We start from the raw sequence: 19,501 nt of genomic DNA, 5'->3' as shown, positions 1-19,501 counted from the left end.
CCGTCCTTCGAAAAAGTGTCACTAGGCAGAAATTGCCGGGTGATGGTCCTATAATAGAGGGAAATCGGACGTGCGGACGCCGCGGCCGATAAATCGGGAAGGTCCAGGAGTATGTCGGCGGAAATCGTCGAGGATAAGAGCGCGCCCGCAAGCCCGGCGCCCAACAAGAAAAAGAAGCTGATCATCATCGGCGCTGCGACGCTTGCCGCGCTGACGCTGGGCGGCGGCGGCGCTGCCATGTTCCTTGGCGGCGGCAAGACCGAAGCCAAGGCCGAAGAAAGCCATGGCGAGGAAGCCGCGGCGGACGCGGGCGAAGGCGAGGGCCATGGCGGCGAAGAAGGTGGCGAGGGCAAGGGCGAAAAGTTCGTCGACGTCCCGCCGCTGTCGGTGAACCTGCGCTCGCCCGATGGCACGGCGCACTTCCTGAAGCTGCACCTGATGCTGGTGCCCGGGGCAAAGACCACGGACACCGCACTCAAGGACAAGCTGCCGGTGCTGCTCGACGCCTATCAACCCTTTCTGCGCGAGCTGCGTCCGGAGGATCTGAACGGCTCCGCCGCCGTGTTCCGCCTGAAGGAGGAACTGATGGTGCGCGCCACGCGGACCCTGGGGCCCGGCATGGTGAAGGAAGTCCTCATTCAGGATCTCATTCAGCAATGATCGATCTCGACGATTTCGACCTGCCCGATCCGCCCGCTGCACCGTTCGGCGACGACATCGGCAATTTCGCGCAGGCGGACATCGACGCGCTGTTCGGCGGCAGCGAACCGGTTCTGAAGAAGAAGGGCCTGCGCGCCGTTCTGGAATCGAAGGTCATCAGCCACGAACGGCTGCCGATGCTGGAAGTGGTGTGCGACCGCGTGGTGCGCAGCTTCGCCAGTTCGATGCGCAACATGACCTCCGACGCGATCGACGTGAGCCTGGAGGAGGTCACCTCCGCCCGTTTCGGCGAGTTCATGAACCGCGTGCTGCTGCCCGCCATGGTCGGCGTGTTCAAGGTCACCGAATGGGAGAGCTACGGTCTCATCACGGTCGAATCCGGGCTGATCTATTCGGTGGTGGACGCGCTGCTCGGCGGCCGCGGCGGCAATTCGCCGACCGTGATCGACGGGCGCGGCTTCACGCCGATCGAAACCTCGCTGGTGTCGCGCGTGCTGGAAACTGCCCTTCGCGATTTCTGCGAGGCATTCCGCCCGATCGAGCCGATTTCGATGCGGCTCGAGCGCATCGAGACCAATCCCCGCTTCGCCGCGATCGCCGCCACATCGAACATCTGCGCCATCGCCACCTTCCGGGTGGACATGGACGGCCGCGGCGGCTGTTTCACGCTGGTGTTCCCCTATGCCACGCTGGAGCCGGTGCGGCACAAGCTGCTGCAGCGCTTCATGGGTGAGAAGAGCGGGCGCGACAGCATCTGGGAGGCGCACATGGCCTCCGAAGTGCGCAAGACCAACGTCACGGTGAACGTGCTGCTTGGCGAAAAGGCAGTGCCGCTCGCCGAACTCGAAGAGCTTCAGGTGGGACAGACCATCGCCTTCAACAACAGCCCCGACGACCCCCTGGATATCGCTTGCGGCGACGTGAAGCTCGCCCAGGCACAGATCGGCCAGCGCAGCGGCCGTGTCGCCGTGCGCCTCGTCAACGATGTTTCCCGCTCAAGGAAGAAGACCTCATGAGTATCGCGTTATCCGCCAATGTGCTCACGATCATCCTGTGCATCGCCGTGCTGGTGCAGAGCCTACGGATGATGCGCAGCCTGCGCGCCGTGAAGGATGGCGCGCTCACCGACGTGGTGAAGGCGCTCGACAACGCCACCATACAGGCGCGCGCCGTGCTGTCGGACATGAAGTCGACGCTCGGCACCGATTGCGCGCGGCATGCCCGGCTGGTGGAACAGGCCCGCGATCTGCGCGACGAACTGTCGGACATGATCGGCATCGCCGATTCCGCCTGCGAGCGCATCGTGTCCGCCGTCAGCCTGGCCAATGCCCTGCGCAGCGACAACGAAGACAAGGCCGAACGAGCTGAGGCGGATGCAGAGGCCGATGCCGAAGCACTCGCCGCCCGCTTGGCCGGCGATATCACGCGGGAAGCGGCATGATGGCGCGCCCTTCCCTGCTGCTGCTGATGGCGGCGGCCTCTGCCATCGCGGCAGTGGCCAATGCCGCCAGCATTGCCACCGGCGATCAGGACGGCAGCACCGCCACGCGGCTGGGCAATTCGATCCAGCGCGACCTGAACGCACGCGACGCCGAAGCCGCCAAACGCCAGCGCGCGCTGGACCTGCGCGAACAGGCGACCAAGGCCGCCGAAAGCCGGCTGCAGGCCGATCTGGAAGCGAGACAGAAGGACACCGCCACCGGAACCGGCGCGCCTGGCGCGCCCTCGCCGGCCGAAGCACAGTATGACGATCTCGCCCGCATTTATCAGGCGATGAAGCCTGCAAAGGCTGCGGTCGTGTTCGAACAGCTCGACATGGAAGTACAGATGAAGGTGGCGCAGCGGATGCGGGCCGCCTCCACCGGCGCGATTCTGGCGGCGATGTCGCCCAAGGGTGCGGCGGCGCTCAGCATGGCGTTGGCTCGCAAGAGCGCTGCGCGCCCGGCCGCGACCCCTGCCGTCGCCGGGACGGCGATGGCTGCGCGAAAGCCGGGCTGAGCGGCTCGTTTCAATGTTCGAAGGCATGGCGCGGCTCCGGCATCTGCCGGGGCCGCCGCTGCGTTCAGCCCTGCGACGCGCCGACTTCGACGATGAGCACGCGGGCGACGCCCGGCTCCACCGCGTGAATCGCGTCGGTCAGCGCCTTGTCGAGATCGGCGACGTTCACCGCCCGCAGTGCGGACGCATCGAGTCGGGCGAACTCCACGCCGCTGGCGATCGCTGCCATGCGCAGCGCGGGCAGATTCTCCGTCATGCGCTGCGCGGCAGCGGCATCGGTAGCTTCGACCACCAGCTTGAAGTTCAGCGTGCCGCTGACGCGATCGGCATCGATGATCGGCACGGCGATCGGATCCATCGCCAGCAGGTGCAGGCCGGCGGCGCCGCCACCGCCCCCGCCGCCCGAAGCGAGCGCCCGCCCGGCCGGGACCGGCGACAGCGCCGCCGCTACCAGGAAAAGCATTGCCAGCTTGGGCCTGCCGCTCACAGAAAATCTCCCGTCCATGCATGGTGCCGCGCGCCCGGCGGGCCGCAGACGTCCTATAAATAAGGGACAAGCACTTAACGGAATCCAAATGAGCCACGATCAACGACCAGCCCGGATGCGCGTCGTCAGCGACGCGGCTGCCAGCCGCGGCAACGCGGTTGCGGCGGACGCGACCGGCACGCCGGCGCAGCAGGCCGCCGCCAAGGCGGCAGCGGAAGCCGAAGCGCCCAAGGGTCTGCCGATCGTGCCGGCCCTGATGTTCCTGGTGGCATGCGGCGCGGGCAGTGCGCTCGTGACCATGCTGGTGGCGGGAGGCCATTGATGCGCCGCTTGCTGATCCCCGCCCTTCTCGCCAGCGCCGCCGCGGCCACAGCCAGCGAACCGGTGCACCCGCCCGCCGATGCGCATGCTGCGCCCGCCGAAGCCGCCGCCCCGGCAGCCGAGCCGATGGCCGCCGGCCCGATGGCGTTGCCGCCCTTCGCCGCGACGCTGGCGCAGATGCCGACGATCACCTCCAGCCGCGACTGGCCCGAACTTACCGAGGAGCAGGCGTGGGACGGCCTTGTCAACGCCAAGCCGGACACGCGTCAGCTCGCGCGGTGGCGCTATGCCGGCTCGCTGATCCGCCGCGGCATGGGCGCGGAAGCGCTGGGCGTGCTGCGCACCATGGCGGCGGACGACGCGGATCTCGCTCTGGTCGCGCCGTTCCAGCTCGCCACCGGCGCGGCCCTGACGATGATCGGGCACGATCGCGCTGCCGTAGAGGCGTTGTCGCTGCCCGAACTGGACGGCAATGCGGAAGCCTGTGCCTGGCGGATGCGGGCGCTGGCAGCGCAGGGGGATGAAATGGCCGCCGCGCGCCAGGTCAACTGCGCCGTCCCGGCAATCAACGGTCGCGATCCGCAGGCGCGCAAGCCCTTTACGCTTGCCGCCGCGCGGGGCGCCATCGCCGCCGGCCAGACGGCGCCGGTCTTCGCCTGGCTGAAGCTGTTCGGCGAACAGGATGCCGCCGCCAACCTGCTGCGCGGCCGGGCGCTGCTCGTCTCCGGCGATCCCGCAGCCGGGCTGTTCCGCCTCTCGCGCGCGGAGCTGAGCGGCACGCCGCAGATCAAGGCCGAAGCCGAACTCGCCCGCATCCAGGGCGAGGTGAAGCTGCACCGCATCGCGCCGGCGGAAGCGATCAAGCGGCTCGAGTCGCTTCGCTATGGCTGGCGTGGCGGCATGGTGGAAAAGGGCGCGCTGGAGCTGGAATTCGCGCTTGCCAAGGAACAGAATGATCGCCGCGCCGCGCTTCGCAGTGCTGCGACGCTGTTCCGCTATTTCCAGCCCGGTCCCGAAGCGGCTGCGATGCTGGTGCAGATTCGCGGCTGGCTCGCCGAAATGCTCGCGCCCGACAGCGGCACGCCGCTGCCCGAGGCAGCCGGGTTGTACTGGGATTACAAGGAACTGGCGCCTGCCGGTGCTGAGGGCGATGCCCTGGCGATGCGGCTGGCCGATCGGCTGGAAGCGGCGGGCCTTTATCCCCGCGCGGCCGAGCTGCTGCAATATCAGGTGATGCAACGCCGGCAGGACGTGGCGCAGGGCCCGCTATCGGTGCGGGTAGCGACGTTGTTCATCCTTTCCGGCAATCCGGTACGCGCGCTCGACACCCTGCACGCGACCGAGCAGGCCAGCTATTCGGACATGATGCGCTTCGATCGCAAGCGCGTCGAAGCGGTCGCGCTGTACAAGCTGGGTCGCGAGGCGGCGGCGATGGCCGCGCTCGACGGCGTTCCCGGCGGCGCAGGCGTGCGCAGCGAGATGCACTGGCGCACCCATAATTGGGGCTCGTTCATCACCGAGAACGAAGCCAGCCTGCCCTCGGCCGGTGCACTCAGCGCCCCGAACCAGGCGATCGTGCTGCGCCAGGCGGTGGCGCTGGCGATGCTCGGGCGCGAAGACAAGCTGCAGGCGCTGCGCGCGCGCTATGGCGCCGCGTTCAGGACGTTGCCAAGCGCGCAGGCCTTCGACCTGCTCACCCAGCCCGCCCAGACCATCGATCCGGCGCGGATCAGCGGCGCAATGGCCGCGATCCCCGCCGCAAGCCCCACCGGGGCGATCGGTGACCTGCTCGACGCGCCTACAGGCTGAGGCGCAGCGTCACGCGGATGTCGCGCCCGGCCAGCGGCGCGAAGTCCTTGAGATAGCTGGCCGCCCGCCGTGCCTCGACGTCGAACAGGTTGTTCGCCGACACCATCAACGTCGTACCCGGCAGGCTGCGGAACGGCCGCAGGCTCACCATCGCGTTGACCATGGTGTAGGCGGCGGTGGGCGTTTCGAACGCGGCGATGCGATCCTGCTTGAAGACGTGTTCCGCCTCGAGGCGACCGGTCAGCAGATCCGACTGCGCCTCGATGCCGCCCAGCACGCGCATGGCGGGGATGCGCGGTGCCGGCCCCTGATCGACGATATTGGCCCGAACATAATCGCCGAGCGCGTCGAGGTTGATCGTGTAGCCGCCGATGCGCGCCAGCCGCACCGAGCCTTCGGCTTCGAAGCCGTAATAGCGCGCGTCGCGCTGGGTGAATTGGAAGCACGGCAGATCGACAGTGCGGCCGCTGGGCGCCGCAGCATCCTCGCACACCGCCTGAAGCGTCTGGTTGTCGCTGATATAGTTCGAGAACCAGTTGTAATAGGCCGACGCATCGAAGCTGAAGCCGTCGCCATGCGCGTGGAGCGTCGCTTCCAGGCCCCAGCTCTTCTCCAGGCGAAAACCGGGATTTCCGAGTTCATAGGCTTCGGTGCCGGCATGAGCGCCGTTCGCGAAGAGCTCCTCGGCCGAGGGCGCGCGTTCGGTGTGCGAGCCGTTGAGGCCGATGCGTACTGTCTCGCTCAGGCCATAGGACGCGCCGATCGAGCCCGACAGCGCCTCGAAATGGCGCTTGCCGCGGAAGAAGCGTTCGTCGCCCAGCAACGTATCCGCGGACAAATCGGTGAACTCGTAGCGCAGGCCCGCTTCCGCCTTGAGGCGCCCGAAGTCGAGCTGCTGCAAGGTGAACAGGCCCAGCTGACTGGTCTGGTTCTTGGGCAGGAAGGCCTCCTCTCCCTGCACGTCGAAATTACGGCTGAAATATTGTAGGCCGCTCGCACCCCGCCAGGCGCCACGTTGGGACTGGACCAGTTCCAGACGACCTTCGAGGCCCTTGTTGTAGAAAGCGGTACCCACCGCACCGTCTTCCTCGAGCTCGAAATGGCGGTAGGCGGCATAGCCGGCCCGCAGGCGAACGCGCTCCAGAACGCCGCCGCCGGTCTCTGCCTCGGCACGCAGATCGACGCGGTTCTGCACCACACTCAGACGCGGACCTTCCTGTTCCTGGCCGGGCTGCGTCGCATAGCGCACCGGGATGCCATACAGGCTGTCATAATGGCTGTAGGCAATGCCCAGCATGCCCGTCTCGGTGATCAGCGAGGCGCCGGCGCCGGCGGTCCAGGTCTCCGAAGCGCTGTTCGGCAGGGTGCCGCGGATCCGCGCATTGTCGGCGAAGTCGATCGGTTCCTCGGCATCAGGGTCGGCCGGCAGCGCCGCACTGGCCAGGGCCTCACGCCGCTTGGCCGCAGAAAGCGCGTAGCCGCCGATCTTCAGGTCGTCCGACTTGGTGTAGGAACCGTCCGCATGGAGCACGATGCGGCCGCCCAGCGCCACGTCGCCCGCGCCGCCCACGCTCCGCTCGTTCGCCGCCGATCCATAGGTGCCGATGGCGTTCAGGCGATAGCCGTTCTCCGGCACGCTGCGCGGGATGCGGCTGTCGATCACATTGACGACGCCGCCCATTGCCGAGGAGCCGAACAGCAAGGCGGACGGACCACGCAGCACTTCGACGCGCTCGGCCAGCAGCGGATCGATGATCACGGCGTGATCGGCCGAGGTGTTGGAGACGTCGATCGATCCAATACCGTCGGTCAAAACGCGCACACGCTCGCCCTGGAAGCCGCGCAGGATCGGCCGCGAGGCGCTAGGGCCGAACGAGCTCGCCGAGACGCCCGGCTGACGCGCCAGCGTCTCGCCGATCGTCGGGCGCAGATTGCGCGTCAGTTCCTCGCCGGTGACGACCGAGGTGCCGGACAGCACGTCCTGCTCGCTCTGGCTATAGGGCGCGGAGACGATGATGTTCACGCCCTGCCCACGCTGCGCCGCCCGGTCCTGATCGTCTGTACCGGAAGCCGCAGCGGCCGGCGCATCGGGCTCCGGATCGGCGAAGGCCGGCAGGGACAGCAGCGGTATAATGGCGGAGGCAAGCAACAGCGCACGCGACATCGGATCTTCCCTTTGATTGCTCTTTGTGCACTGCACTAGCGGTGACGTTATATAGTATCAATAGCGGATTCGCTTTTAAGCCTCTGCGAGAAATAATTTTTAGACGAACACTGCCGAACACGGACGCTCGACCGGCGTATCTCGCCAGCACAGCACCATTAGATCCACAGGCAAGCGCCTAGCGGCTTTGGTCTCGAGAGAATCCACTGGCCTGCGCTCATCAACGAGCCCCGGCTAATGCTGCCTTGCCTCACAGCAGCTTGCCGCGGCCAAATCCAGATCGGCCTCGCAACGGGATGATGCGCCGCGGCACAATGCGGCCCTACCCTTCCCCCGTGTATCGCGAAAAATCGGAAATCATGACCGCACCCAGCTCAGAGGGCTAGCCAATACATGCTGCTACATAGCAAAAATTGGCGGTTTGGCAGCGATACCGCGGAAGCGCCGGCGCTCGTCCCATCAAGAGCCCGTCTCGCCGCAATGCAACAAAATTTCACTCTGCCGTCGGCTAGATCAACTATAGTTAATTAGTTCCAACCGCTCGTCGCACATTTGGAGAGATTCACCGTGATTGCTACACTCGCCATGCTGTCCGCAATTACCGTAAACACCAAAGCCCAGCTCGATGCCGCGATTAACCGCGCGCGAGGTGGCGAGGTGATCCGGTTGGGCCGGGCGAACTATGGCACCGTGGTTATACAAAACCGCTCTTTCACGTCACCGGTAGTCATCAAAAGTGCCTACCCTGCCGCTCCGGCCCTATTCAGCGAACTACGGGTGCGCAACGTTCGCAATGTGACGTTCAACGATATCGAAGTTACGCGTATTCGCGGGACTGATCCCGATTGGGCCAAGATGATTGACATCAACGGCGGATCGAACATCACGTTCACCGGAGGCTTCGTCCATGGGCCAGCCAATAATCTTTGGCAAGATGACATGTATGGAATGTACATCCGGAACGTAACCAACCTAAAAGTAAGCGGGGTTACTTTTCACGACCTACGTGTCGCACTGGTGGTGGAAGACAGCTCGAGCTTCAACATCGAGAACAACATGTTCACCCATCTAAGCCGTGACGCGATGGAAATCCCCGGCACGCGAGACGGGCGCATCTACAACAACTCTATGGCTCTGTTCGGGGTCAAACCGGGCGATCACCCCGACGGGATCCAGTGCTGGACCGCCGGCAAGACCTCTGGCTGCAGAAACATACAAATCGTCATGAACCGGTTCATCGGCTCACCGGGCAACGAGTTTCAGGGCATATTTTTCGGGGACGAGGCCAAGGTGGGCGGCTATGACGGCGTGCAGATCATCGGCAACACCTTCGCCAATGTCATGTGGCACGGGATCAACATTGCCGGACCAGGTAGCGGAATCGTGATCCGGAACAACATTCTTACGGCAGGACCAAATTATCGCCCGTGGATCCGTACGCTGGGACCGGCGACGCTCTCGGGCAACTCGGCGCCGACTTATGTAATCAATGGGAAGGAGGGCGCACCTTCCGGCAATCAGATTGGCGGCATCTACAGGGCGCAGTAAGCGCCCGCACTGCCGCCGCGCGTCCGGGCGGTAGCGTGTCATCCAGGCGCCCGCGGCCGTCTGCTGCATGGAGAGGCGGTGGTGGGTCCGCCGGGATTCGAACCCGGGACCTCTCGATTAAAAGTCGCTTGCTCTACCGACTGAGCTACGGACCCACGCCCCGCCACCTAGGCGCGCGGACGCGGCCGGTCAACAGCGTGGAGCAATGCGTGCGTCTTGCGGCCGCTCACCGGGTCGCGCCAGTCAGGGGCGATTTCGGCGAGCGGCGCCAGGACAAAGCGGCGCTCGCGGTAACTGAGATGCGGCACGGTCAGCGCAGGCGTGCGCCAGCAGCCTCCCGACCACAGCACGATATCAAGATCGATCACCCGCGCGCCCCAGCGCTGGCCGCGGCGTCGGCCGAATTCACGCTCGATCGCCTTCAGCCGGCGCAGCAGGGCGTCCGGTGCCTCCTCGCTGCGAATCAGCGCCACCGCGTTGGCGAAGCGACGGCGCGAAGGACCCAGCGGCGCGGTTTCGCGCAGGCGTGACACCGCCTGGACGCGGCCGAGCAAGGCAAGCGCCGCACGCACTTGCGCGCGCGGGCTGCCGTGGCGGCCGCGGCGATTCGATCCAAGGGCGATAACGTAGCTTGAGATGGGCACGTCTCCGCGCCTATCGCGGCACCATGGCCACGCCAAGTCTTGAACCTGATCGGGATTGCCCGCGCTGCCCCCGGCTGGTGGCGCTGCGCATGGAATTGCGGGCCGAACAGCCCGATTGGTGGAACGCGCCCGTACCGGCGCTGGGCCAGCCCGATGCGCCGATCGCGATCGTCGGCCTGGCGCCGGGGCGCGCCGGCGCCAACCGCACCGGCCGTGCCTTTACGGGAGACGCCTCGGGCGATCTGCTCTTCGCGGTTTTGGAGAAGCTCGAGCTGATGCGTGAGGGTGAGCCGCAAGGGCTGCTGATCGTGAATGCGGTGCGCTGCCTGCCGCCGGAAAACCGGCCACTTCCGGCAGAAGTGCAGGCGTGCCGGCCGTTCCTCGCCGGCCAGTTGCGGGCGCCGATAACGGTGGCGCTGGGTGAAATCGCACACCAGTCCGCGGTGAAGGCGCTGGGAGGGAAGCTGCCGAAGCTTCGGTTCGCCCATGGCGCGGAGCATCGCCTGCCCAAGGGGCAGGTGCTGCTCGATAGCTATCACTGCTCGCGCTACAACCAGAATATCGGCCGACTGACCGAACCGATGCTTACCGCCGTGTTCGAACGGGCGATGGCGCTGCGGGACGCACTGGGACGAACCGCGTCGGGTTGAGTCCGCCGGCGGGCCGTTACGCCCGCCGCACGTCCCCCGGCATCATAGATATTTCGCGAGGCTCAGGCTGGAGAGCTGCGAGAACACCGAGTAGCTCGCTTCCAGAACCGCCTTTTGCTGCGCAAGATCGATCGCCACCTGACCCAGGTCGGCATCCTCATTGTCTTCGATCACCTGCTGCAGCAGCAGCGCGCGCGTTTCGCCGCGCGTGGTAAGATCTTCGACTTGGTTCTGCTTGCGCCCGTTGTCGGCATTTACCAGCCCCAACTGGGTCAAGCCGTCGTTGAGCTTGGACACGCCTTCCTGCAGCACTGTCTTCTGCGCATCGGTAAGCGTATTGCCGATCTGGCCGGCGCCGGCGAGTGCCCGAAAGGCTTCGTACAGCCCCTTGCCGATCGAGCTGGCATTGACACCATAGGTCAGGTCCACGCCGTCGGCGACGCGGGCGGAGGCGAGCACATCGTCGTCGTGAAACGCCTGATCGGCCGGCACGGTCGCCGCGTCGGCCAGCGTAGCCACCGAAAACGGCGCCTGATCGATCTGCGAGCCGGCGAACAGCGGCGTGCCGCCCTCACCTGCGTTCAGCGAGGCGCGCATCTGCTGAAAAGCGCTCTCGATCGCTTCCTGCAGACCCGCCGACTGGCCGGTGCCCAGCGCCGTGAGGATCTGCTGGCGCAAGTCCCGCGCCGACGTGTCGATGCCTTCGATATGCCCCTGATAGAGCGACATGGTCGTGCCCACCCGCTTCGACACGGCGGCCTGGGCGTTCTGCTGCTCGAGCATGCTGTGCGCGGAAAGGTTGCGCACGGTTTCAGTGCCGAGCGACGCGAAATCGGCGGCCTTCTTGCCGGTCGAAAGTCGCTTCTGCGTGATGGCGAGCTTTTCCTGCGAGGTCTGGATAGCATTCGCCATGGTACGCTGGAGCGGAATAGTGGCAACACGGGACATGGGTCGGCTCCCTTAACGGACCATTTCTAGAAGCGTATCGTACATCTGGGTGGCGGTCGTCATGATCCGCGCAGCGGCCGCATAGCTATTCTGCAACACCACCATCTGCGAGAGTTCCTCGTCGATGTTGACGCCCGAATAGCTGTCGCGGCGATTGACCGCGTCGGCCTTGCGCGCATTGGCGTCCTCCAGCCGACTGCTGGCCTGATTGGCCTCAAGGCCCGCCCGCCCCAGCAGCTGAGTGGAAAAGCGCCCGATCGTGGTGACACCATCCTTGCCGAGATCGACGGACTTTTGCAGTTCGTTGACGAACGCGGTGGCGCCGCGCGTATCGCCGGTGCCGAGGGCACGCTCCCCCACTGCCGCGCTTGCGTTGAGCATGGCGAGCGGAAGCTTGCTGCTGTCGGCGGCGATGTCGCTGCGCACCTCGGACTCGGCGAGGCCGGCGTTGAGGCCGCTCATTCCCATCAGCGACGAGAAGCTGCGACCGGTGCCGAAGCGATCGGTGGAATCCGCAGCGACGGACAGCACCGCGCCCGAAACCGCGGTTGCCGGATCGAAGCGCACGCGCCCGCGATCGTCGAGGCTGAAAGCGCCGAATCGGCCGAGGGGACTGTCGTTCAGCTCGGTGATGATGTCATCGAAATCGTCGCCCGTTTGCGGCTGCAGCGTGTAGCTGGTCAGCGCCAGGCCCGAAGCGTCGCGCAGGATGATCTGCGCGCTTTCTCCGGTGGTGAAACCGTGCGGATCGGTACCTTCGAACCCGCTGGGCACCAGGCTGCTCTTGTCGCTGCGAATGAGGTCGTTCATCCCGAAGAACTGGGAAACGCCCACGCCGGCGCGATCGCTGGGATTGCCCTCGGTCTGCGCGATGGCCACGCCGTTCGCGCTGTTCGCCGCAGAGAAGGTCAGAACGCCGTCCGTGAAGTTCGCCGTCGCGGCCCCCCCCAGATTGGCGTTGATGGTCGCGACCATCTGATTGACGGTGTTGGGGCTCAGCGTGCTGAAGTCGATGGTCGTCTTGGCCACCATGCTGCCGTCCTTCGCGGTGACCGCAAAGGTGGCCGAACCAGTGAAGTTCAGCCGATCGGTGCCGACCAATCCCGTCTGGCGGCCGATCAGGTCTTTCGGCGCAGGCACGGTGGTGCTGGCGTTGGAAACGCGGTTCAGCGTTTCGGCGAGACCGTTGAACAGCACGCCCATCTGTTCCGAGAAGGCGGGCAGCGCGCGGTCGCGCAGATCGAGCAGGCCGCCCAGCTTGCCGCCGACCGCAGCCGAATCCAGCTTTTCGCCGGTCAGCGCGCCCATGGTGCCATTGGCGTTGGCGAACTTGATGTTGATATCGGGATAGGTCGTCTGCGACGTGCCCGTACCGTTGCCCGAATTGGCGTAATCGAGCTGGCGCAGCCGCGTATCGAGGAGCATCTGCCCCGCCTGCGTCTCGATCGTGACGCGGCCGTCCGGCTGGTCGCGGACGTTGACGGAAATCAGGCCGCTGAGTTCCTCGATCGCGTTCATGCGCTGGTCGGCCGCGCCGCTGGCGCTGCGGCCAAGGCCGGTGGCCTGCGCCACCGTGCCGTTCAGGTCGTGGATCCGCTTGAGCAGCGTGTTGATCTTATCGACCGAATAGCCGACTTCGGATTCGACATCCGCGCGCAGGCTGTCGACGTCGTTCGTGGTCTGCTTCATCGATGCGAGCGCGTCTTCGACATCGCCGGTGAACACCGCCACCGTCTGTGCCGAAGACTGCGAGCCGGTCATGGCGATAGCGGAGGCGTTGATCGCGTCCAGCCGTGCCGGCAGGCCGGACTTTGCGCCCGGTTCGCCCAGCAGCGACTGCAGGCGGCCGAGATAGCTCGACGTCACCTCGGCGCGACCGGCATCGCCGGCCCGGCGATACACGGTCGCTTCGAGGAACCGGTCGGCGACGCGTTCCGCCTCGCCGACCTTCACGCCGCTGATCTGCCCTGCCACCACGGCGGTGGAGAGCGTTACCTTTTCGCGCGCATAGCCGGCAACGCCGACATTGGCGATGTTGTTCGATACCGCGCGCAGCCCCGCCTGGGCGGCTGCGAGCCCGGAAACCGCGGTTCCCAGAATGTCGTTCAACGCCATGACGGCATTCCCCCGGTTTCAGCGATCAGCGCTTGAGATCGCTGACTTCGCGCAGCATGTCGTCGACGGTCGTGATGATCTTCGACGAGGCGCTGTAGGCGCGCTGGAAGCGGATCATGTTGGTGAACTCGCCGGCGAGGTCGACGGTCGAGGCCTCCAGCGTGTTCGCAGAAAGCGAACCAGCGCCCAGTTCCCCCGGCGGGTTCATCGTCATCGTGCCCGACTGCCGGTTGGCAGCATAGGCATTGCCCGAGATCCGGGTAAGGCCGTTCGAGTTCGGGAAGGTCGCGATCGGCAGCTGGAACACCTTGCGGGTCGAGCCATCGTCGAAGATCGCGCTGACTTCGCCCTTCTTGGAGACTTCCACCGACGCGATGTTGCCGAGCACGCCGCCATCGGTGCCGCCCGAGACGAGCGACGAAGGCTGGCCAAATGCGGTCAGGCCGCTGATGCCCTTGTCCTCACCCAGCGACAGCTTGATCGGAACGGATTCCGCTTCGTTGCTCCACTTGATGCCCTGGGCGGCGAAATCGAGATCGTCGAACAAGCCGGCCGAGGTGGCCGGAGCAACGCTGAGGTTGAGGCTGCCGTCACCGTTGAAGGTGACCGTGCCGCTGCGGAGCATGCCGTTCGTCACGGCCGCGCCCGCGGTCGTCTCGATATCGGTGGCGGGAACGGCATACATTTCCATCTGCCATTCGTTGGAGCCCGTCTTCAGGAACGACATGTTGACCTGGTGGCCGCCGCCCTGCGAGTCATAGATGGTGAACGAACGCGAGAAAGTCGGCGTAATGGTGCCGGAGGCCATGTTGCCCTGAGCCGGCGTGACAGCGGGCGCTGCAGGATCGAAGGTGCGGTTGTAAACGAGGGTACCGGCATAGTTCGCCGCATCCGACTGCAGGTTGATGCGGGCCTGCAGCTTGGTGGTGGGCGCCGCCGTGCCGACCAGATCGCTCAACCGCACGGGCGAAAGCGCGTCCAGGTTGCCGGTATTGGTGAACGCGCCCTCGGCATCGAGGCGCCAGCCGTACAGGTACAGGCCCGACGAATTGCGCAGATAGCCTTCCTCGTCCGGCTTGAACGAGCCGGCGCGGGTATAGGCCACCTGATCGGTGGAGCTGAGCCCGGTGCGGGTGATGAAGAAGCCGCCGCCGTCGATCGCCAGATCGGTGCTGCTGCCGGAAGCCTGGAGCAGGCCCTGCTTCGCCACCTGCGCGATCGGCGATGCGGCGACGCCGCCCGCGGAATAGTTGGAGGAGGTACGGCCATCCGTCACCAGAGTGCGAAACTGCGCTTCGACACCCTTATAGGCCACCGTGTTGATGTTGGTGATGTTGTCGGCGACCGTGGCCATCGCACTAGACTGCGCGCTCAGCCCGGAAACGCCAGCGTAAAGAGCGGAATAGAGGCTCAACTTCTACACTCCTGAGGATGCCCGCGCGATCCCCACGCCGGCGACACCCTCATTGTAGAACGGTAAATGAGCGACCCAAACCAAAGGGCGAATTTGCCTATTGAACGGCCTTGGGCGGCAAAATTTGCCGGGTCATCACCGCTCCGGCGCGCGATCCGCCTATAAATTTAGAAACGCTTATCGAAAGGCCCGTGCCATGCTCCGCATCACGCTCCGCGACGGCGAGAAAGCGATCGTCAACGGCGCGGTGCTGCGCGCGGTTGGGCGGACGCAGATCGCCGTCGAAAACCAGGTTTCCATTCTGCGCGGCCGCGAAGTGATGCGGCCGGAAGAAGCGACCACCGCTGCCCGCCAGCTCTATTTCGCTGCGATGCTCGCCTATATCGATCCGGCCGGGCGCGACGCGCACCACGACGCCGTGGTGCAGCTGCTCAGCCTGCTGATCGCCACGATCGACACGGCAGAAGGCCGCGACCTCTGCATCCGCTTCGCGCACGACATTGCGCAAGGCGATTATTACAAGTCGCTCAGCGTCGCGCGCGACCTGATCGCCATCGAAGACGCGCTGGGTTCCTCCGCGCCGCAGGCCGCCTGAAGGCGAAGCCGCGATGCAGACGCTCGCCAGCGCAGCCCGTGCGATCCGAGAGATGGTCCCCGACCGTCGCTTCGGGCGCGTGGTTGCCGTGCGCGGCGCACTGATCGAAGTGGAAGGCTTGGCGGGTGTTGCCCAGATCGGCAGCCGCGTCGAAATCCAGTCTCCGACCGGCAAGGTGGAAGCCGAAGTCACCGCACTGGATCGCGGTGTCGCGCTGTGCCTGCCCTTCGTCGATCCACAGGGCGTTGGCCTGGGCGCGATCGCCGAGCTGGGGGCTGGCCAGTTCACCGTTCGGCCCTCGGCCGGCTGGCTGGGCCGGATGGTGGACGGCCTCGGCCGACCCGTCGACGGGCTGGGCCCGCTGCCGCGCGGTGCCGATCCCCAGCCGATCAAGGCCGCCCCTCCGGCGGCGGCCAGCCGTACCCGCGTCGCCGAGCGCATCGAAACCGGCGTGCGCACGCTGGATCTGTTCGTGCCGTTGTGCCGTGGCCAGAGGCTGGGCCTGTTCGCCGGCTCCGGCGTCGGCAAGTCCGTCCTTCTCTCGATGCTCGCGCGATGGACCCAATGCGACGTCGCGGTGATCGGCCTGATCGGCGAACGCGGCCGCGAAGTGCAGGAATTCATCGAAGACGATCTGGGCCCGGAGGGCATGGCGCGATCGGTGGTGGTCGTCGCTACTTCCGACGAACCCGCGCTGATGCGACGCCAGGCCGCCTGGACGACGCTCGCCATCGCAGAACATTTCCGTGACCAGGGGCTGAACGTGCTGTGCCTGATGGATTCGGTCACGCGCTTTGCCATGGCGCAGCGCGAGATCGGCCTTGCCTCCGGCGAGCCGCCTGCCACCAAGGGCTATACCCCCACCGTGTTCGCAGAACTGCCGCGCCTGCTTGAGAGAGCCGGCCCCGGTGCGCCAGGATCGGGCATGATTACCGGCCTGTTCACCGTTCTGGTGGACGGCGACGACCATAACGAACCCGTGGCCGACGCGGTGCGCGGCATCCTGGACGGTCACGTCGTGATGCGTCGTGCCATCGCCGAGCGCGGCCGCTACCCTGCGATCGACGTGCTGAAATCGGTATCGCGTACCCTGCCCCACTGCATGGACGACGAGCAGAACGCCACGCGGGTCGCCGCGCGGACGCTGCTGTCCACCTATGCCGATATGGAAGAAATGGTGCGGCTCGGCGCCTACAAGGCCGGATCGTCGCCCGAAGTGGATCGTGCCGTGGCGCTTGCGCCGCAAATCGAAGCGTTGCTCAACCAGGGCAAGAACGATCACGGCCATGCCGATGCCGCCTTCGCCGAACTCGCGGCGATCCTCAGCGGCGAGCAGGCCAGCGACGGCGACCACACCGTAGGCCTCGCCGCATGAAGACGCCCTATGACACCGCCCTGCGGATGCAGCAGCGCGAAGTGGACGCGGTGAAGGTGGCGATCGCCGCCGCCGTCGAGCGCGTCGCGTCGCTGGAGGAGGAGGCGAGCGCGCTGCAGGGCCGCACCCGCGAAGAGCGCGTGCTCGCCCATGCGTTGCCGTTCGATTCGGATGCCTGGCTGGCACTGGCCAAGCGCGAACTCGCCCGCCTGGCCGCCGAGGCCGAAGCGGCACGGGGCCGGCTGGTGCAACTGCGCGCGCAGGCGCTGGAAGCCTTTGGCCGGCTGCGGGCGATCGAAATCGCCGCCGAGCGCTATCGCGACGAACAGGCGCGTGCGCTGGAAGCCGCCGAACAGGCGGCAATCGACGATATCGCGGCGGCGCGCTTCTTGCGCGAGCGCAAGCGCATGTTGGTGAAGGCCGGATGATTCAGCGACCCGATCTAGCCGCGCTGACCCCTGCGCAGCGCGCCAACGTCATCTATGCACAGGCGCAGTCGGAGCTTTCCAACCGACTGTGGCGGGCGGCGATCGGCGATGGCGAGCGCGATCCGAACAAGAGCGGAATGCCGCTGGGTGGGGCCGGCATGTCGATGGATTCGCTGCTCGAAATGCTCGGCACGCAGGTGCCGCAAACGGCGCGCGGCAAGTGCAACTGCCGCTGCGACTGCGATTGCCACCGCGGTGGCGAAGATCGCGAAGGCGAACCCGGCGTGATCGCCAAGGCGCTGGGAGCCGCACCCGCGCCGGCAGCGGCAAGTTCGCGTCCATCTCCGCCACCGTTCGAAACCAACGCGACCGGCGACAACACGCCGCTCGCGCTAGGCCCGAACGCCCGATACCATGCCACGCTGGCCGAAGCCGGCGCGCGCAGCGGCATCCCCGCATCGGCTATCGCCGCGATCATCGATGCCGAAGCGGCAAAGGGCGGAGACGGCAGCTGGAATCCGCTGTCGCGCAACCCACGCTCCAGCGCCGCCGGGCTCGGCCAGTTCCTCAGCGGCACCTGGCAGACGCTCGCCGAACAGCCCGGCACCTGGCTCAACCAGGTAGCGCAACAACGCGGTTGGCTTACGGGATCGGGCAAAGTCGATCCGGCTCGGCGGGGCGAAGTGTTGGCGCTTCGCTATGATCCGCAAGCGTCGATCATGAGCGTCGCCGACATGGCGTGCAGCAATCTGCGCCAGCTCGAATCGGCCGGTCTCAAGGTACGCGCCGATTCGGAAACCTTGGCCAAGGCCGCTTATCTTGGCCACCATCTGGGGCTGGCGGATGCCCGGCGCTTCCTGGCCGGCGAAATCGCGCCCGCACGGGCCCGCCAGTTGCTGGCCGCCCAGATTGGCGGCGCGGCCGCCGATCAGCGCATTGCCAGTGCCGGCGATGCGAAAAGTGCGCACCGCGAATGGTTACTCGGCTTCATCGATCGCCGCATCCAGCCGGAAAAATTCTCCCTTTAAACCACGGGGATACACGCGCGCCGAGCGCGTTAACGGTCGTCGTTTCGACGAATTAACCATATTTTTTTCAATGACTTGTCCCTTCACGCGAATCGTCGCGCCTATAATAACCGAAATGGCTTTTCGGGATTCTACCTAAGCCCCGGGTTAGCAGTGTTTTAAGTTATTCAGCCCAAATCTGCCCCTGTCGACGGCGCCGAAACAATCGGACCCGCCGGCTCGAATCAGGGGAAGTTAGATGTCGAAGATCACGATCGCTCTCGAGGCAGCCGTTGCCACCGTTATCGAGAATTCGCCCAAGGACGGTACGCAGACCAACCGCCAGCGCGCCGAAATCGATCGTGCTTTCGCTCGCATCCTGAAGCTGATCGCACCCCGTATCCGCCACTTCATCCGCCAATATGGCCTGACCGCCCACTGGGACGATGCCGAGCAGTGCTGCGCCATCGCGGTGCACCGCGCCATCCAGGCCTATGAGCCCGAAAAGGCCCAGTTCACCACCTTCGTGAACTGGCAGATCCGCGGCGAGCTGCAGAGCCTGCGCTTCCGTCTGATGACCGATCAGCGCCCCTCGGCGAAGAAGGTCGAAGCCACCACCGTTTCGCTCACCGCGCTCGGCACCTCGGCCGATGGCGAGGAACTGTCGCCCGAAGCGATGATCGAAGACGAAGATGCGCTGTTCCGCACCGAAAGCGCCGCCTCCGATTACCTCGCCGATGGCGCGATCGCCTCGCTGATCGACGCCTATGTCGATCATCTCCGCAAGGTCGGCATGGAGCAGCTTCGCCGCCGCCCTCGCCCGAAGCGGGAAGAAGCAGCGCTGCGCCGCGAAGGGCCGCGCCTCCGCCACGCTACCCATGGCATCGACCCGGTCGAGCTGGAAAAGCTGGAAGCCAAGCTGGAGCGTGATCGCGAGATCGTCGCCCGCCGCGTGTTCCAGACCGCGACGCTGGACGATCTGTCGCTCGAAACCGGCGTCACCAAGGAGCGCGTCCGCCAGATCACCAAGCGCGCCGCCAAGGTGATCGCCGAAATCGCTGCCGCCGATCCCCGCTTCTCGGTCATGGCCGAATATGGCACTCCCGCCACCGCCAAGCGCCGCCAGCCGGCCGCTGCACGCAACGCAGCGCCGATCCTGCCGGACCCCAGCCAGCCGCACAATCTGCTGTCCAGCGTTCGCGCGATCGACCCGGCCAGCGTCGCCACCGTCGTTGCCGCAGAAGCGACCCGCGAGACCGTGGAAGCCATCTCATTGGCTGCGACCGCCGCACCGAGCAGCGCCGCGCTGCACTGATCCCGCATCGGGCAGGATCGTTC

19 protein-coding genes and 1 tRNA gene are annotated in these 19,501 nt (G+C 66.1%); 13 read left to right on the top strand and 7 right to left on the bottom strand.

Going from position 1 to position 19,501, the window contains the following annotated elements; all coding sequences use genetic code 11:
- Positions 1-111 precede the first annotated feature (111 nt).
- Genes ACNFJ7_RS16635 through ACNFJ7_RS16620 form a run of 4 tightly spaced genes read left to right on the top strand, consistent with a single transcriptional unit; the run spans position 112 to position 2,658 of the window.
- Entirely contained in the window at positions 112-660 is a 549-nt protein-coding gene (locus ACNFJ7_RS16635) for a flagellar basal body-associated FliL family protein (RefSeq protein WP_019368467.1), read from the top strand.
- Entirely contained in the window at positions 657-1,676 is a 1,020-nt protein-coding gene (gene fliM / locus ACNFJ7_RS16630; RefSeq protein ID WP_019368466.1) for a flagellar motor switch protein FliM, read from the top strand. Before ACNFJ7_RS16635 ends, fliM begins: the two co-directional genes overlap by 4 nt.
- Positions 1,673-2,101: a DUF6468 domain-containing protein gene (locus ACNFJ7_RS16625; protein ID WP_019368465.1), complete on the top strand. Its 429-nt coding sequence runs from the start codon at positions 1,673-1,675 to the stop codon at positions 2,099-2,101. The genes fliM and ACNFJ7_RS16625 overlap by 4 nt, the downstream gene beginning before the upstream one ends.
- A complete protein-coding gene (locus ACNFJ7_RS16620; RefSeq protein ID WP_019368464.1) occupies positions 2,098-2,658 on the top strand; it encodes a MotE family protein in 561 nt (186 codons plus the stop codon). The genes ACNFJ7_RS16625 and ACNFJ7_RS16620 overlap by 4 nt, the downstream gene beginning before the upstream one ends.
- 64 nt (positions 2,659-2,722) lie before the next feature.
- Here ACNFJ7_RS16620 and ACNFJ7_RS16615 read toward each other — a convergent pair whose 3' ends face one another.
- Complete coding sequence (locus ACNFJ7_RS16615) at positions 2,723-3,145, bottom strand: hypothetical protein (RefSeq protein ID WP_026008944.1); 423 nt, start codon at positions 3,143-3,145, stop codon at positions 2,723-2,725.
- An 88-nt stretch (positions 3,146-3,233) separates the two neighbouring features.
- Here ACNFJ7_RS16615 and ACNFJ7_RS16610 point away from each other — a divergent pair, with 88 nt between their 5' ends.
- On the top strand, positions 3,234-3,467 hold the full coding sequence (locus ACNFJ7_RS16610; protein ID WP_236704384.1) for a hypothetical protein: 234 nt from the start codon (positions 3,234-3,236) through the stop codon (positions 3,465-3,467).
- Positions 3,467-5,275 (top strand): hypothetical protein, encoded by a 1,809-nt coding sequence (locus ACNFJ7_RS16605; RefSeq protein ID WP_019368461.1) that lies wholly within the window; start codon positions 3,467-3,469, stop codon positions 5,273-5,275. The genes ACNFJ7_RS16610 and ACNFJ7_RS16605 overlap by 1 nt, the downstream gene beginning before the upstream one ends.
- On the opposite strand, the gene ACNFJ7_RS16600 is transcribed toward ACNFJ7_RS16605, so the two are convergent.
- Entirely contained in the window at positions 5,265-7,439 is a 2,175-nt protein-coding gene (locus ACNFJ7_RS16600; protein WP_019368460.1) for a TonB-dependent receptor, read from the bottom strand. The genes ACNFJ7_RS16605 and ACNFJ7_RS16600 overlap by 11 nt on opposite strands.
- A 567-nt stretch (positions 7,440-8,006) precedes the next feature.
- Here ACNFJ7_RS16600 and ACNFJ7_RS16595 point away from each other — a divergent pair.
- Positions 8,007-8,987 (top strand): right-handed parallel beta-helix repeat-containing protein, encoded by a 981-nt coding sequence (locus tag ACNFJ7_RS16595; protein ID WP_236704383.1) that lies wholly within the window; start codon positions 8,007-8,009, stop codon positions 8,985-8,987.
- Between the two features lie 79 nt (positions 8,988-9,066).
- On the opposite strand, the gene ACNFJ7_RS16590 is transcribed toward ACNFJ7_RS16595, so the two are convergent.
- Positions 9,067-9,142, bottom strand: a tRNA-Lys gene (locus ACNFJ7_RS16590).
- A 12-nt stretch (positions 9,143-9,154) separates the two neighbouring features.
- A complete protein-coding gene (gene folK / locus ACNFJ7_RS16585; RefSeq protein WP_019368458.1) occupies positions 9,155-9,631 on the bottom strand; it encodes a 2-amino-4-hydroxy-6-hydroxymethyldihydropteridine diphosphokinase in 477 nt (158 codons plus the stop codon).
- Between the two features lie 23 nt (positions 9,632-9,654).
- Between folK and ACNFJ7_RS16580 the strand changes: the two genes are divergently transcribed.
- Complete coding sequence (locus tag ACNFJ7_RS16580) at positions 9,655-10,281, top strand: uracil-DNA glycosylase (RefSeq protein ID WP_026008943.1); 627 nt, start codon at positions 9,655-9,657, stop codon at positions 10,279-10,281.
- A 42-nt stretch (positions 10,282-10,323) separates the two neighbouring features.
- On the opposite strand, the gene ACNFJ7_RS16575 is transcribed toward ACNFJ7_RS16580, so the two are convergent.
- The 3 genes from ACNFJ7_RS16575 to ACNFJ7_RS16565 are packed head-to-tail and all read right to left on the bottom strand — an operon-like array spanning position 10,324 to position 14,698.
- Positions 10,324-11,229 carry a flagellin gene (locus tag ACNFJ7_RS16575; RefSeq protein ID WP_026008942.1) on the bottom strand — a complete coding sequence of 302 codons (906 nt, stop codon included), beginning with the start codon at positions 11,227-11,229 and terminating at the stop codon, positions 10,324-10,326.
- A gap of 12 nt (positions 11,230-11,241) precedes the next feature.
- The gene (locus tag ACNFJ7_RS16570; RefSeq protein ID WP_019368455.1) at positions 11,242-13,344 is read right to left on the bottom strand and encodes a flagellar hook-associated protein FlgK; all 2,103 of its coding nucleotides are present in this window, start codon (positions 13,342-13,344) and stop codon (positions 11,242-11,244) included.
- A 25-nt stretch (positions 13,345-13,369) separates the two neighbouring features.
- Positions 13,370-14,698: a flagellar hook protein FlgE gene (locus ACNFJ7_RS16565; RefSeq protein ID WP_019368454.1), complete on the bottom strand. Its 1,329-nt coding sequence runs from the start codon at positions 14,696-14,698 to the stop codon at positions 13,370-13,372.
- Positions 14,699-14,954: 256 nt separating this feature from the next.
- Here ACNFJ7_RS16565 and ACNFJ7_RS16560 point away from each other — a divergent pair, with 256 nt between their 5' ends.
- The 5 genes from ACNFJ7_RS16560 to ACNFJ7_RS16540 all read left to right on the top strand — a co-directional run bounded on the left by ACNFJ7_RS16560 (position 14,955) and on the right by ACNFJ7_RS16540 (position 19,478).
- Positions 14,955-15,353: a flagellar biosynthesis repressor FlbT gene (locus tag ACNFJ7_RS16560; protein ID WP_019368453.1), complete on the top strand. Its 399-nt coding sequence runs from the start codon at positions 14,955-14,957 to the stop codon at positions 15,351-15,353.
- Between the two features lie 13 nt (positions 15,354-15,366).
- Complete coding sequence (gene fliI, locus ACNFJ7_RS16555; protein WP_019368452.1) at positions 15,367-16,728, top strand: flagellar protein export ATPase FliI; 1,362 nt, start codon at positions 15,367-15,369, stop codon at positions 16,726-16,728.
- Complete coding sequence (locus ACNFJ7_RS16550) at positions 16,725-17,156, top strand: hypothetical protein (protein WP_019368451.1); 432 nt, start codon at positions 16,725-16,727, stop codon at positions 17,154-17,156. The genes fliI and ACNFJ7_RS16550 overlap by 4 nt, the downstream gene beginning before the upstream one ends.
- The gene (locus tag ACNFJ7_RS16545) at positions 17,153-18,184 is read left to right on the top strand and encodes a hypothetical protein (RefSeq protein WP_019368450.1); all 1,032 of its coding nucleotides are present in this window, start codon (positions 17,153-17,155) and stop codon (positions 18,182-18,184) included. The genes ACNFJ7_RS16550 and ACNFJ7_RS16545 overlap by 4 nt, the downstream gene beginning before the upstream one ends.
- 238 nt (positions 18,185-18,422) lie before the next feature.
- Positions 18,423-19,478 carry a sigma factor-like helix-turn-helix DNA-binding protein gene (locus ACNFJ7_RS16540; protein WP_019368449.1) on the top strand — a complete coding sequence of 352 codons (1,056 nt, stop codon included), beginning with the start codon at positions 18,423-18,425 and terminating at the stop codon, positions 19,476-19,478.
- Positions 19,479-19,501: the final 23 nt, after the last annotated feature.

Origin of the sequence: Sphingomonas sp. HT-1, assembly GCF_048568905.1 — a bacterium.
Taxonomy (GTDB): domain Bacteria; phylum Pseudomonadota; class Alphaproteobacteria; order Sphingomonadales; family Sphingomonadaceae; genus Sphingomonas.
The sequence above is the reverse complement of the archived record's forward strand: the minus strand, read 5'-3'. Positions and strand labels throughout refer to the sequence as shown.